Origin of the sequence: Paractinoplanes polyasparticus (assembly GCF_019710575.1) — a bacterium.
Lineage (GTDB): Bacteria > Actinomycetota > Actinomycetes > Mycobacteriales > Micromonosporaceae > Actinoplanes > Actinoplanes polyasparticus.
Map to the genome: position 1 here is coordinate 58,209 of NZ_JAHWFK010000003.1, position 12,004 is coordinate 70,212.

15 protein-coding genes are annotated in these 12,004 nt (G+C 70.9%); 8 read left to right on the forward strand and 7 right to left on the reverse strand.

What is annotated here, in order from left to right:
- Positions 1-35: 35 nt before the first annotated feature.
- From KXC43_RS05540 to KXC43_RS05550, 3 genes are all read right to left on the reverse strand, one after another.
- Entirely contained in the window at positions 36-785 is a 750-nt protein-coding gene (locus KXC43_RS05540; protein WP_221374842.1) for an ATP-binding cassette domain-containing protein, read from the reverse strand.
- A gap of 61 nt (positions 786-846) precedes the next feature.
- On the reverse strand, positions 847-1,962 hold the full coding sequence (locus KXC43_RS05545) for a substrate-binding domain-containing protein (RefSeq protein ID WP_221374843.1): 1,116 nt from the start codon (positions 1,960-1,962) through the stop codon (positions 847-849).
- 73 nt (positions 1,963-2,035) lie between these two features.
- Complete coding sequence (locus tag KXC43_RS05550) at positions 2,036-3,766, reverse strand: flavin-containing monooxygenase (RefSeq protein ID WP_221374844.1); 1,731 nt, start codon at positions 3,764-3,766, stop codon at positions 2,036-2,038.
- 163 nt (positions 3,767-3,929) lie between these two features.
- Here KXC43_RS05550 and KXC43_RS05555 point away from each other — a divergent pair, with 163 nt between their 5' ends.
- Positions 3,930-5,114 (forward strand): acyl-CoA dehydrogenase family protein, encoded by a 1,185-nt coding sequence (locus KXC43_RS05555; protein WP_221374845.1) that lies wholly within the window; start codon positions 3,930-3,932, stop codon positions 5,112-5,114.
- Between the two features lie 22 nt (positions 5,115-5,136).
- Here KXC43_RS05555 and KXC43_RS05560 read toward each other — a convergent pair whose 3' ends face one another.
- The gene (locus KXC43_RS05560) at positions 5,137-5,361 is read right to left on the reverse strand and encodes a hypothetical protein (RefSeq protein ID WP_221374846.1); all 225 of its coding nucleotides are present in this window, start codon (positions 5,359-5,361) and stop codon (positions 5,137-5,139) included.
- Positions 5,358-5,570, reverse strand: a complete 213-nt coding sequence (locus KXC43_RS05565; RefSeq protein ID WP_221374847.1) for a helix-turn-helix domain-containing protein — start codon at positions 5,568-5,570, stop codon at positions 5,358-5,360. The genes KXC43_RS05560 and KXC43_RS05565 overlap by 4 nt, the downstream gene beginning before the upstream one ends.
- Between KXC43_RS05565 and KXC43_RS05570 the strand changes: the two genes are divergently transcribed.
- From KXC43_RS05570 to KXC43_RS05585, 4 genes are all read left to right on the forward strand, one after another.
- Entirely contained in the window at positions 5,561-6,190 is a 630-nt protein-coding gene (locus KXC43_RS05570; RefSeq protein ID WP_221374848.1) for a ricin-type beta-trefoil lectin domain protein, read from the forward strand. The genes KXC43_RS05565 and KXC43_RS05570 overlap by 10 nt on opposite strands.
- Before the next feature lie 170 nt (positions 6,191-6,360).
- Positions 6,361-7,692 carry a reverse transcriptase family protein gene (locus KXC43_RS05575; protein ID WP_221374849.1) on the forward strand — a complete coding sequence of 444 codons (1,332 nt, stop codon included), beginning with the start codon at positions 6,361-6,363 and terminating at the stop codon, positions 7,690-7,692.
- Between the two features lie 5 nt (positions 7,693-7,697).
- A complete protein-coding gene (locus tag KXC43_RS05580) occupies positions 7,698-8,042 on the forward strand; it encodes a VOC family protein (protein WP_221374850.1) in 345 nt (114 codons plus the stop codon).
- A complete protein-coding gene (locus tag KXC43_RS05585; RefSeq protein WP_221374851.1) occupies positions 8,035-8,769 on the forward strand; it encodes an HAD family hydrolase in 735 nt (244 codons plus the stop codon). The genes KXC43_RS05580 and KXC43_RS05585 overlap by 8 nt, the downstream gene beginning before the upstream one ends.
- Here the strand turns inward: KXC43_RS05585 and KXC43_RS05590 are convergent.
- On the reverse strand, positions 8,766-9,332 hold the full coding sequence (locus tag KXC43_RS05590; RefSeq protein ID WP_221374852.1) for a TetR/AcrR family transcriptional regulator: 567 nt from the start codon (positions 9,330-9,332) through the stop codon (positions 8,766-8,768). The genes KXC43_RS05585 and KXC43_RS05590 overlap by 4 nt on opposite strands.
- 81 nt (positions 9,333-9,413) lie before the next feature.
- On the opposite strand from KXC43_RS05590, the gene KXC43_RS05595 reads away from it, so the two are divergent.
- Together KXC43_RS05595 and KXC43_RS05600 are read left to right on the forward strand one after the other, a co-directional pair.
- Positions 9,414-10,139 (forward strand): SDR family oxidoreductase, encoded by a 726-nt coding sequence (locus tag KXC43_RS05595; RefSeq protein WP_221374853.1) that lies wholly within the window; start codon positions 9,414-9,416, stop codon positions 10,137-10,139.
- A 142-nt stretch (positions 10,140-10,281) separates the two neighbouring features.
- On the forward strand, positions 10,282-11,226 hold the full coding sequence (locus KXC43_RS05600; RefSeq protein ID WP_221374854.1) for a hypothetical protein: 945 nt from the start codon (positions 10,282-10,284) through the stop codon (positions 11,224-11,226).
- Here KXC43_RS05600 and KXC43_RS05605 read toward each other — a convergent pair.
- Complete coding sequence (locus KXC43_RS05605) at positions 11,223-11,360, reverse strand: hypothetical protein (RefSeq protein WP_221374855.1); 138 nt, start codon at positions 11,358-11,360, stop codon at positions 11,223-11,225. The genes KXC43_RS05600 and KXC43_RS05605 overlap by 4 nt on opposite strands.
- On the opposite strand from KXC43_RS05605, the gene KXC43_RS05610 reads away from it, so the two are divergent.
- Positions 11,361-11,957, forward strand: coding sequence for a TetR/AcrR family transcriptional regulator (locus tag KXC43_RS05610; protein WP_221374856.1), 597 nt, complete (start codon positions 11,361-11,363; stop codon positions 11,955-11,957).
- The last annotated feature ends 47 nt before the right edge of the window (positions 11,958-12,004 follow it).

Consider the following 12,004-nt stretch of genomic DNA (forward strand, 5'->3'; position numbering starts at 1 on the left):
CTCGGTCGCGCCGGAAACCTGCGGAGAAGTGACGCTCACAGCTCGTCTCCTTCATGGGCGCCGGTCATGGCGCCGACCAGGTCGGACGGGGTGTACTCGCCGCGGCGGAACTCGGCCACCCGGGTGCCCAGGCGCAGCACCACCACGCGGTCGGCGACCTGGCGAACGTCCTTCATGTCGTGCGAGATCACGACCACGCCCCGGCCCTGGTCGCGCAGCCGGTGGATGAGGTCGAGCACCTCGGCGCGCTGGGACACGCCCAGGGCCGCCGTCGGCTCGTCCAGGATCACCACGGCGGGATCGCTGATGAGCGCCCGGCAGATCGCGATACCCTGCCGCTGGCCGCCCGAGAGCGCGACGACCGGGGTGCTGAGCGAGCGCAGCTTGACCGACAGGGACTCGAGAATCCGGTGGGCGTGTTCCTCCATGACGTGCCGGCGGATGCGGCGGCCGGACCACATCGGGCCGTACTTCTCCTGGCCCAGGAAGAGGTTCTGCACCGCGTCGAGGTTGTCGCACAACGACAGGTCCTGGAACACCGTGCGGATTCCGGCCTCGGCTGCCGCACGCGGCGAGACCAGGCGGGCGCTCTCGCCGCGGACCCGGATCTCGCCGGTGTCGGGCGACTCCACACCGGACACGATCTTGACGAGGGTGGACTTGCCGGCGCCGTTGTCGCCGATGAGCGCGACGACCTCGCCCGGGTCCACCGCCAGGTCGACCTCGTGCAGGGCCCGTACGCCGCCGAAGTGTTTCGAGATCTTGGTGAGCTCGAGCAAGCTCATGGACGTCCTCCCCGCGGGACGGCCGGTCCGATCCGGCCGCCCCGGTCCCAGAAGCGATGGGTCACTTGTTCCTGGTCTTGCAGGTCTCGGTGGCCGCGGCCGGCCCCTCACAGATCTGCGCCCAGGTGAAGATGCCGAGGTCGACGGCCTTCTGCACGGCGTCGCCGGGATCCTTGCCGTCCTCGAGATGGATCAGCGTCGACTCGAGCTTGGCCGTGGGCACCTGCATCGCGCCGTTGTCGATGGTGTCCTTGACCAGGTCGGCCGGCGGTGCCTGACCCCCGGCGGCGGCGAGGGCGATCTTCGCGGCCGCTTCGGCCTCGACCGAGAACGCCTTGAGCACGTTGTCCTGCTGATCGCCGGTCAGCATGTACTGGAGCCCCGTCAACTCGGGGTTCTGACCGCCGTACACCGGGGTCTTGAGGTTCTTGCCCTTGAGCGCCGCGATGATGCCGGCCGTGATGCCGTCGTAGAACCCGAAGAACGCGTTCACGCCGTTCTGCGTCTTGGTCAGGCACTGCTCGGTGGCCTTGGTGGCGTTGTCGGGCGCCCAGTCCTTGATGTAGTCCTCGCAGACGACCTGGATGTCGCCGCTCTGGATCAGCGGCTCGATGATCTTGTTCTGCCCGGCCAGCATCTGGGTCGTGTAGACGTCGCCCTTGTTGCCGTACTGACGGGAGACCTTGACCGGCTTGGCGCCGAGCTTGCCGCTGGACACCTGCTCGGCGAAGTACGTGGCCTGCTGCTCGCCGACCTTCTCGGGGTCGAAGATGACCTGGGCGTACATCGTGCCCTTGACCGGCGGGTTCTCGTAGCCGATGACCGGCACCTTGGCCTGTTCGGCCGCCTGCAACAGGCCGGCGCTGGTGTTCGGGTCGGCCGCGACGACGACCAGGGCCTTGGCGCCGGCCGCGATGGCCGCGTTGGCCTGCTGCAGCTGCTGGTTGGAGTCGCCGCCGGCGTTGACGAACTTGACCTCGACGCTGGGGTCGAGTGCCTTGATCGCCTTCTCGAAGGCCGGGCCGTCCTGCTGGATGTAGCGGGTGGGGGTGGTGTTGGGGGCCATGAAGTAGACGAGCTTCTTGTCGCCGCCGCCGGCGGCGGCGTCGGAGTCGCCGTTTCCGCAGGCCGAGACGAGTAGAAGACCGGCGCAGGCGATGGCTATATGACGTTTCATGGGCTGACTCCTCTGCGGACGGGCATGAGGTATCGCGCCGGGTCGCCGACCCGGCGGTATCGCTGAAAGGCGTTTACTCCGGCTGGATCCCCGCCTGCTTCGCGGTGATCTGGAGTGCGAGGTGCTTGGAGTAGATGCGGACCCAGGCGAGCGGGCCGCCCATGTACCAGAACGCGGGGTGACCCGTGCGCCGGTACAGTCCGCCGATCTCGCCGTCCTCGCCGATGCCGAGGACGAGCGGGAGCCGGTCGGCGACCTCGTCGCCGAAGAGCCGGCGAGCCGTCTCGCGCATGTTGCGATAACCGGTCGCGAGGACGACGAGGTCGGCTTCGAGGGTGCGGCCGTCCTCCAGGCGTACGCCGTCCGGGGTGAACTCCGCGAGGCCGGAGCCCTGGGCGAGTTTGATCTTCCCGTCGGCGATCAGCCGGGAAGCGCCCACGTCGATGTAGTAGCCACCGCCGTACGCCAGCGCATAGCCCATCAGGCCGGTGCCGTCGGGTCCGTCGTTGCGCTTGAACCCGGCCGCGTCGAGCGCGGCCAGCAGGTCGGCGTCCTTGCGAGCGGTCTCTTTCACGCCCTGTTTGGCCATCTCGAGCACGAGCGGCCACGGCGTGCCGGCGGCCAGCAGGTCGGCGTACTCGGTGGGCGGGCCGCCCTCGGCGAAGTTGCTGCCGAAGATGGCCGGGATGCCGTGTTCCTGGCTGATGATGTGGGTCGACGAGCGCTGCACGAGCGTGACGTCGGCGCCGGCCTCGTACAGGTCCTGCGCGATGTCGTGACCGCTGTTGCAGGCGCCGACGACGACCGCCTTGCGTCCGGCCCAGTCACCGCCACTGCGGTGGCCGCTGGAGTGGTAGCTGACGCCTTCGTAGGAGGAGCGGCCGGGGAAGTCGGGCACGTTGGGCTCGCCCGCGGCGCCGGTGGCCAGGATGACGTCACGCGGATGCACCTCGCGCTCGCCGTCGGGCGTACGGACGACCAGCGTCCACCGCCCGGCTGCCTCGTCGAAGCTGCTCGACGTCATCTCGGCCGAGGTCCAGACGTTGAGCTCCATGGCCGAGGCGTACGACTCGAACCAGTCGGCGATCTTGTCCTTCGGGCAGTAGACCGGCCACGACTCGGGGTACGGCATGTACGGCAGGGCGTCCGCCCACACCGGGTCGTGCAGCACCAGCGAGTGGTAGCGCTTGCGCCACCCGTCGCCGACCCGCTCGCTCTTCTCCAGCACCAGCGTGTCGACGCCCATCAGGCCCAGGTTGGCGGCGACCGCGAGCCCGCCCTGGCCGGCGCCGAGCACGACCACGTCCGGCTCCCGGCCCGCGAAGCGGACGTGTTCCCGCCGCTCGTCGAGCCAGTTGCCGGTCGCCTCGTGACGTGGGCCCCGCGACCGGCGGGCGCCGATCCGGCGCTCGTGGCCGCGCAGGTCGTCGAGCTCGGTCATCAGCGTCCAGGCGACCCACTGGTCGTTCTCCGGCCGCAGGCGGACGGCTCCCCGCCCGTACCCGAGCGGGGTTTCGAAGGTGATGAAGCCCTCGACGACGTCGCCCTGGTAGCGCGGGCCGAACTCGGTGACCATCGCGATGTTCGTGAAGGAGTCCGGGGTGAGGTGCTCGTCGAGCATCGCCTCGACCTGGTCGCGTCCGTGGTGGACGCCCAGGTCCCAGGTGAGCGCGAGCAGGTCGCGCCACCAGCAGTCCTCGGCGAGCAGCGCCGTGGCGCCCGCTGCGTCGGCGGCCTCGAGGGCCGCGGTGAGTCGGCCGAGCCAGGCGGCGAACGTCGCCTCCGCCGTGACCTCGGTTGTCATGGCTTGATGTGTCTCCGTCGCCATTGACGCGCCCTTCCCGTCCGTATCAAGCTGATACAGCCCGAGCGCTCGCTCGGTAGCCAAGAGTGTGGACCTCCACCCGTGTGACAAGCAACACTCCCGGCAACATTTCCTTAACGAGACCGTCACGAGCGGGGTGGCTATGACCAGCGAAATCGTCGAGCGCACGCGATCATTCATCGACGAGCATGTGATCCCTGCGGAGGACAGCTCGGACGGCTCCGTCGACGCGGCCGGCGGCGAGGGTCTGCGCGTCGAGCTGCAGCAGAAGGCTCGGCTCGCCGGCATCTTCGCCCCCCACGCCCCGCTGGAGTACGGCGGTCTGGGCCTGAACATGGAGCAACGGGCCCCGGTCTTCGAGGCCGCCGGCCGCTCGCTGTTCGGCCCGATGGCGCTCAACATCAACGCCCCCGACGAGGGCAACCTGCACCTGCTCGACCAGGTCGCCTCCGATCCGCAACGGGAGCGCTATCTCGCTCCCCTGGCCCGGGGTTCGGTGCGTTCGGCCTTCGCGATGACCGAGCCGCCACCGGGCGCCGGCTCCGACCCGAACGCGCTCCGGACGACCGCCCGCACATCCGATGACGGCTGGCTCGTCACCGGCCGGAAGAAGTTCATCACCGGCGCCGACGGCGCGGGATTCCTCATCGTGATGGCCCGCACCGAGGGCGGCGCGACGATGTTCCTGGTTCCCGCCGACCGCCCCGGAATCCGCCTGGTGCGCCACGTGACCACAATGGACAAGTCGATGCTGGGCGGCCACTGCGAGCTGGAGCTGACCGACGTCCGGGTCGGCCCGGACGACGTGCTGGGCGAGGTGGATCAGGGCTTCCGGTACGCGCAGGTGCGCCTCGGCCCGGCCCGCCTCACGCATGTGATGCGCTGGCTGGGCGCCGCCCAGCGAGCCCACGAGGCCGCCGTGGCCTACGTCAGCGACCGCACCGCCGCCGGCCGCCGCCTGTCCGAGCACGGCATGGTCGAGCTGATGATCGCCGACAACGAGATCGACCTCGCGGCCACCCGCTCCCTGCTGCTCACCGCGTGCCGGGCCCTCGACGCCGGCCGGCCCGGCCGCGAGGAGACCTCCCTGGCCAAGGTCTTCGGCGCCGAGGCCCTGCACCGGGTGGCCGACCGGGCCGTCCAGATGTGCGGCGGCGCCGGCGTCTCGGCCGACCTGCCCACGGCCCGGATAGCCCGCGAGATCCGCCCGTTCCGCATCTACGACGGCCCGTCCGAGGTCCACCGCTCCTCGCTGGCCCGCCGCGCGGTCCGCCGCTACGGCGTCAGCTCGAAGGAGACCACCTCGGAGGCGACGGCGTTGACCTGAGGCCGCCGGGCCTGTGCTGCGCTCAGACGCAGGCCGCGCAGCCCGGATTCGGCTCGTCGGTCACCTCTCCGAGCGACACGTCCCGGCCAACGTACGTGTCGTTGGTGGGCAGCGGCTCGATGCTGATCGTGCTCGACTCCCCCACCGCGGTGATCCGGACGCACGCGACCCGCCCCTTGGACCAGGTGACGATGCAGGCTGCCCGCACCGGGCCGAGCTCTCCGCGCGCTCTGCGAAGGGACCTCATCCGTCCTCCCCCGAGGGTGGCGGCAGCGGCACCCGGCGGGTGGCGCCCAGGGCGAGACCGAGCTGGAAGCGGTTGCCCACGCCGACCCGGTCCATCAGCGTGCGCAGGATGTCGGTGACCGACCGGGCGCTGATCCGCAGCCGCGCGGCCGCGCTGGCGTCGGTGTGTCCCTGGGCGAGCAGGACAACCAGATCGCCAGGTGCTCGCACTGCTCGGCTTCCAGCAGCTCGGCCAGCCGGCGGCGGGTCAGGGCCCGGGCGCTACCCGCTTTCATGATCCTTCATTGCTTTCCCCCGTTTCCTCATGCCGCGATGCAAGCACAACCATTCAAGTGGTGGCGAGCGATGTCCCGTTCGCCCGGCGGATTGCGGGATTGCGCAAGATCGATTCTTGTCGCTGCGCCGCAGCATCCATTCTTCCCACCTCGCCGGCGCAGGCAGCGACCGGCGACAAGCTGTACGGCGTCAGCAACGGCACCAATTTCTGTCTCAATCACAATGCGTCAGCCGTGCCGTGCAGCACCACGGGCAACCGCTGGATCATGACCGTCGCCGACAGCGGCCGGAACGCCTTCCGGCTCCTGGCCGTCACCGGCAACTGGACCACCTGCCTGGAGCAGCAGGCCGGCACGGACCACCTGCGCCGGGTCACCTGCGCCTGGAACTCGGGTCAGGTCTGGACCCCGACGTTCCTCGGCGCCGGCAATCAGTGGCGCAACGACAACGGCCTCTGCATCGACATGAACCGCACCGGCGGCATCCCGAACGGGGTCGTCACCGCGACCGGCTGCAACGGCAGCCCGGCCCAGCAGTGGATCCACCGGCCCTGACCGGCTGACGGAGGCGGGCCTGCCTGGCGGGGCGGGCCCAGCCCTCCGGGACGCCGGACCGATCTTGCTTGGGGTCTCTATGCTGGCCCGATGGCAGCGTGTCCTGAGCTGGCCGTCGACCGCCGTTCGCGGCGGCGAGGGCTCTTCGGGGCAACCCCGAGGACGCTTGATTGAGCACCGCAGCGCATCGCCGGCGCGACGCAGCGCTTCGCGCGGCACTGCGCAGGCACGACCGGGAATCGTCAGGGCACGCTGCCCCGCCGCAGGTGGCCGGCGCCCTCGCCGACGCTCTGCTCACCACGGACTGGCGTCCGGCGCAGATGCAAGCAGTCGTACGGGCCGTCGTCGCGGGGCGCGCGCCCTGGGCGCGTCGGCTGGTGGTGGCCGTGTGGCGGGCGTACCCGCGCGCACCGGTCGACCGCCCCCGGGAGCTGCGTCAATTTCTGATCAACCGCGCCCTGGCCCGCCGGGCGGTCATCCGGCGCCGGATCGTGGCGCCGACCCGGGTCGTACGGATGCGGTGGGGTGCTCCTGCCCTGGGCGACCTGGCGGAGCTCGCCGCGTTTCTGGGGCTCGACGGCGACGCTCTCGACTGGTTCGCCGACCGGCGCGAGCTCAACCGGCACGCCCGGGACGAACGGCTGCGCCACTACCGGTACGTGTGGCGGCCGCACCGGCTGATCGAGGCGCCGAAACCGCGGATGCGCGACCTGCAACGGCGCCTGCTCGATCGGATCCTGTCGGTCGTGCCGGTGCACGACAGCGCTCACGGGTTCGTGCCGGGCCGGGGCACGCACACCTTCGCACGGGCCCACACCGGCGCCGACGTGCTGGTACGCCTCGACCTGCGGGCCTTCTTCCCGAGCATCACGGCGGCCCGGATCTATGGGTTGTTCCGCGGCCTCGGCTACCCCGAGCCGGTCGCGCACACCCTGACCGCTCTGACCACCACTCGTACGCCGGCTCACGTCCTTCGCGAAGCGCCCGACCCGCACCTGGCCGCGCTGCTGCGCCAACCGCACCTGCCCCAGGGCGCGCCCACCTCGCCCGCGCTCGCCAACCTGTGCGCCTTCCGCCTCGACCGGCGGCTCAGCGCGCTCGCCGGCCGCTTCGGCGTCACCTACGGCCGGTACGCCGACGACCTGGCCTTCTCGGGCACGCTCACCAACGCCCGCGCCGACCGGCTCGTCGAGCTGACCGGCCGGATCGCCGCCGAGGAGGGCTTCCGCGTCCACCCCGGCAAGACCCGGATCCGCCGCCGGTCGCAGCGCCAGGAACTGACCGGCCTGGTCGTCAACGAGCGCCCGGCCGTCCCCCGCAAGGAGTACGACCGGCTGCGCGCCGTCCTGCACAACGCCGCCCGGCACGGGCTCGCCGAGGCGAACCGCGACGGCCACGCCGATTTCGCCGCCCACCTGGCCGGCCGGGTCGCCTGGATGTCGCACCGCCACCCGACGCGCGCCGCCAAGCTCCACGAACTGCTCGCGCGGGCTCTAACCTGAGCGTCATGACCGTAGACCTCTTCGCCGGTGTTCCGGTCCGCGACTACGCCGCCGCCACCGCCTGGTACGAACGGCTTCTCGGCGCCGAGCCGGCGTTCCGGCCCAACGACACCGAGGCGGTGTGGGAGCTGGCCGACCACCGCTACCTCTACATCGAGCTGCTGCCCGAACGGGCCGGCCACGCCCTGCAGACCATCTTCGTCGGCGACTACGACACCCGGCTGGCCGAGATCGCCGGCCGGGGCCTCGAACCGGCCACTGTGGAGACCTACGAGAACGGCGTCCGCAAGGCCATTTTCCGCGACCCCGACGGCAACGAGATCGGCTTCGGCGGCGGCCCGATTGAGTGACCGGCCCCAGAGCCCCGGCCGGAGGGCGCCGCAGGTCGTCCTGCTGGACCTCGACGGCACGCTGCTCGACTACTCCGACGACGACTGGCTGCTGACCGTCCGCGCGACCTGCGACGGGCTGACTGAGTCCGTGCCCGGCCTGCATGCGGCCGAGCTGGCCGAAACGTACGCGCGGCTCTGCCTCCGCCATTGGGAGCCGGCAGCGTCGGCGGTGATGCTGGCGCCGAGCGGCTCGCCGCACGGCCACGACGTCTGGCGCGAGCACTGGCACGAGGCGCTCACGCTGTGCGGGCACGACGATCCCGGGCTGGCCCGGATGGCCTTCGAGCTCTACCGCCGGGACAGGATGGCCCGCTACCGGCTCTATCCGGAGGTGCGGTCGACGCTGGAGGGGCTGCGCGAGCTGGTCGACGGGCTGGCGGTGGTGACCAACGGGCCCGGCGACACCCAGCGGGAGAAGATCGCCGCGACCGGTCTGGACGCGTACGTCGACGTGATCGTCACGGCGGGCGAGACCGGCCACGCCAAGCCACAGCCGGAAATCTTCCACCGCGCTCTGCGCGAGCTGGACGCCACTCCCGCCCGGGCGTGGCACATCGGCGACAGCCTCAGCAGCGACGTGGCCGGGGCCCGCAACGCCGGTCTGGCCGGCGCCGTCTGGCTGGACCGGGGCGGCAAGGGCGGGCTCGGCTCGCTGGCCGGCTTGCTGACGATGCTGGCCCCTTAGGCGAAGATCCCGGCCGTCCCCATGGCCACGCGGCGGCGGGCGGCGGGCTCGTCGTCCTGGAAGCGGTCGACCGCCCAGGACAGGGCGAGCACCAACTCGTACACCTCGTCGGCGGTGATGTCGGCGGTCGCGTCGCCCGAGGCCTTCGCCGCCGCCAGCAGGACGCCGGTGCGGGCCGGCAGGGGGTCGGCGGCGGGCTTCATGGGCGAGGCGTCGTCGTGGTGGGCGGCGGCCAGACAGTACGGCAGGTCGTGCCAGATGCGCAGCTGCCAGGTCAGGTGCTTCAGCCACTCGGCCAGGGCCTCGCGCGGCCCGAGCGTACGCGCCAATTCGTCGGCCTCGGTCAGCGCGTCCGCGATGCTCGTCTGCATGACCGCCGCAAGCAGGTCGTCACGGGTCGGGAAGTTGCGGTAGAGCGTGGCATTGCCGACGCCGGCCCGCAGGGCGATGCCGTCGAGCGAGGTGAGCACGCCCTCGACCTGGAACGTCTCACGCGCCGCGGTAAGGATCGCGTCGCGGTTGCGCTGAGCGTCGGCACGCATCGGACGCTTCGTTGTCGCCATCACCACATCCTTCTTGACTATCCGGGGATAGTCCCCACATAGTTTTTCCGGGGGCATTCCCCACTTGCCGAAGGAGTCTAGATGAACAAGCCACTCGACGGCCGTACGGTCCTGGTGACCGGGGCCAACGGCGGCCTGGGCGAACAGTTCGTGCGCCAGGCGCTCGAGCGTGGCGCGTCCCGGGTCTACGCCGCCGCGCGTACCGGAAAGCCGTGGAACGACGCCCGCATCCGGCCGCTGACGCTCGACCTCACGAACCCCGACGACGCCGGCCGCGCCGCCGCGGAGGCCCCCGACGTCGACCTGCTGATCAACAACGCGGCCATCGCCCCCGCCGGCGACTCCATCTCCGGCCCCGAGGACGAGCTGCGCCGAACCTTCGAAACCAACTTCTTCGGTACGCTGCGGGTCGCGCGCGCTTTCACACCGGTGCTCGCGGCCAACGGCGGCGGAACGCTGCTCAACATCCTGTCCACCGCAGCATGGATCAACGTGCCGACCGGCTACGGGGCGTCGAAGGCGGCGATGTGGTCGGCGACCAACGCGCTACGGGTCGAGCTGCGCGCCCAGGGCACCCAGGTCATCGGCCTGCTGGTCGGCATGGTCGACACTCCGATGTCGGCGCGCTGGGACGTCCCCAAGGTCAGCCCGGCCGACGTCGTCGCCCAGGCCTACGACGCGGTCGCCGACGGCTCGATCGAGGTGCTGGCCGATGAGCCGACCCGCGGCCTGAAGGCCCGGCTGAACACGAGGGCCGAGGAGCTGTACCCCTGGCTCGACGAGCAACTGGCCGGCTTCGTGCCGTAGGCCGCGGTTTCCCCACCACCCGATCAGCGACCTCAGGGAGGCCGTCGCCCAGGAACGCACCGATCCGTGTTCCGTAAGATCTCACACCCGCAGGCTGACAGCCGATGAGGTGGCCGGTCGCCGACGCGTGGGAGGGGTGGCGATGGCCGGGTTCGGACGGACGCGCACGGTGCTGCGCTGGCCGGCCGTGCTGGCCACGCTGGCGTGTGTTTCCGCCGCAGCAGGCTCGGCGCCTGCCGGGGCCGGGCCGGGTGGCGACACGGCCCGGTACTCGCAGTGCCGGAAGGCGATGCAGCAGATCGCCGACGAGTATCGCGACGCGGACAACGTCTCTGTCGCTTTCATCTGTACCCGGCCGGACGGCACATCGGTGGACCCGAAGCTCTGGATGCCGGCCCCCCGGACCCGTCCAGCACCGATCCCGGCGATGACCGGGACCCACACAGGTTGCACCACCGGATCCGGGCGGCCGGTGGTCGGCACGACGTTGACCACGGCGCGGGCGACGGCCGCCCCGGGCGAAGAGATCATTTACGAGTACCAGCCACTCGACGGCAGCGAAACCGTCGGCTCGTCCGGTTCCGGAGTTCTTGAGTTCGGACCGGGCGACCTGGCGCCAGGCGGAAGCTACCGGTGGCGGGCACGAGTCGACGACACTGCGGATCAGGCCCTCGACAACGCCATCTCGAGAAGTCCGGACGACGACGAGCTGGGCTGGTCGCCCTGGTGCGAGTTCACCGTGGCCGCCGATGCCGTCGACTATCGCCCGTTGGGCGACGTCAGCCTGGAGGCGCTCAACGAGCTGCGGCTGCGACCCGACCGCCGGTACGCGGTCACCTTGTCCGGCCGTCAGCAACGCCTGCTTCGCACCGCCACGGACGTCGGCCGGACCAGCGCCCGGATGACGCTGACCGGGCCTCGCTGGACCGACCTTCTCGTCCAGCTGACCGAATCGGCCTTCATCGCCAATGAGGTCGCCGCCGAAGCAGACAAGGAGAACTCGGCGCCGCCGGACGGAACCGCCCACCGCAACCTGGTCGACGCGATCTCCATCGAACTCGGAGGCCCACAGCACCCCGAACTCTAGAGGGCGGCGGGGAACACCCGGTCCTCGCCGCCGTCGGCGAACAGTTCACTGCCGGTCATGAAGCTGGATCGGTCGCTTGCGAGGAGCAGCGCCAGCGTGTTGACCGTACGGTCCAGAACGAATACCCTGGCCACGTGGCCCGGCCCCGGAAGTTCGACGAGCAACAGGTACTGCACTCCGCGACCGAGACGTTCTGGACCTCCGGCTTCGCGGCGACGTCACTGGACGACCTGATGCGGGCGACAAGCCTGGGCAAGGGCAGCCTGTATGGCGCCTTCGGCGACAAGCAGGCGTTGTTCCAGCGGGTCCTGGACGGCTATTGCGCGAACATCACGGCCGGTCTGAGCAAGCACCTGAGCGGCCCGGACTCGTCGGCGGCCACCCGTCTGCGGGCTCTGTTCGACATGGCGGTCGCCGCCGGTGCCCCACCCGGCCCACAGCGCGCCTGCCTGCTCGCGAAGGCAACCGCGGAACTGGCCGCGACGAACACCGAGGTCGCCGTCCGGGCACGGCAGACGTTCACCATGTTGGCCGGCCTCCTGCGGGCCGAGGTGGAGAGTGCTCAGGCCGCGGGCGACATCCCCGGCGACCGTGATCCTCAGCGGACGGCCCACCATCTCCTGGCAGTGCTACGCGGCATGGAGGCACTGACCGAGGCCGGCATGGGCGAGTCGGTCCTGCGCGACGTCGCCGACACCGCCCTCGTGGCGGCCGGCCTCCAGCAGGCCTGACCGCCACGCCGAACGGTTTCCTCGAACTGGTCGCAACCTGATTCGTC

Bases quoted from the DNA above. Each gene is read 5' to 3' on its own strand.
- KXC43_RS05540 (WP_221374842.1), bottom strand. From the start codon at position 785: ATGAGCTTGCTCGAGCTCACCAAGATCTCGAAACACTTCGGCGGCGTA.
- KXC43_RS05545 (WP_221374843.1), bottom strand. From the start codon at position 1,962: ATGAAACGTCATATAGCCATCGCCTGCGCCGGTCTTCTACTCGTCTCG.
- KXC43_RS05550 (WP_221374844.1), bottom strand. From the start codon at position 3,766: ATGACAACCGAGGTCACGGCGGAGGCGACGTTCGCCGCCTGGCTCGGC.
- KXC43_RS05555 (WP_221374845.1), top strand. From the start codon at position 3,930: ATGACCAGCGAAATCGTCGAGCGCACGCGATCATTCATCGACGAGCAT.
- KXC43_RS05560 (WP_221374846.1), bottom strand. From the start codon at position 5,361: ATGAGGTCCCTTCGCAGAGCGCGCGGAGAGCTCGGCCCGGTGCGGGCA.
- KXC43_RS05580 (WP_221374850.1), top strand. From the start codon at position 7,698: ATGACCGTAGACCTCTTCGCCGGTGTTCCGGTCCGCGACTACGCCGCC.
- KXC43_RS05590 (WP_221374852.1), bottom strand. From the start codon at position 9,332: ATGGCGACAACGAAGCGTCCGATGCGTGCCGACGCTCAGCGCAACCGC.
- KXC43_RS05595 (WP_221374853.1), top strand. From the start codon at position 9,414: ATGAACAAGCCACTCGACGGCCGTACGGTCCTGGTGACCGGGGCCAAC.
- KXC43_RS05600 (WP_221374854.1), top strand. From the start codon at position 10,282: ATGGCCGGGTTCGGACGGACGCGCACGGTGCTGCGCTGGCCGGCCGTG.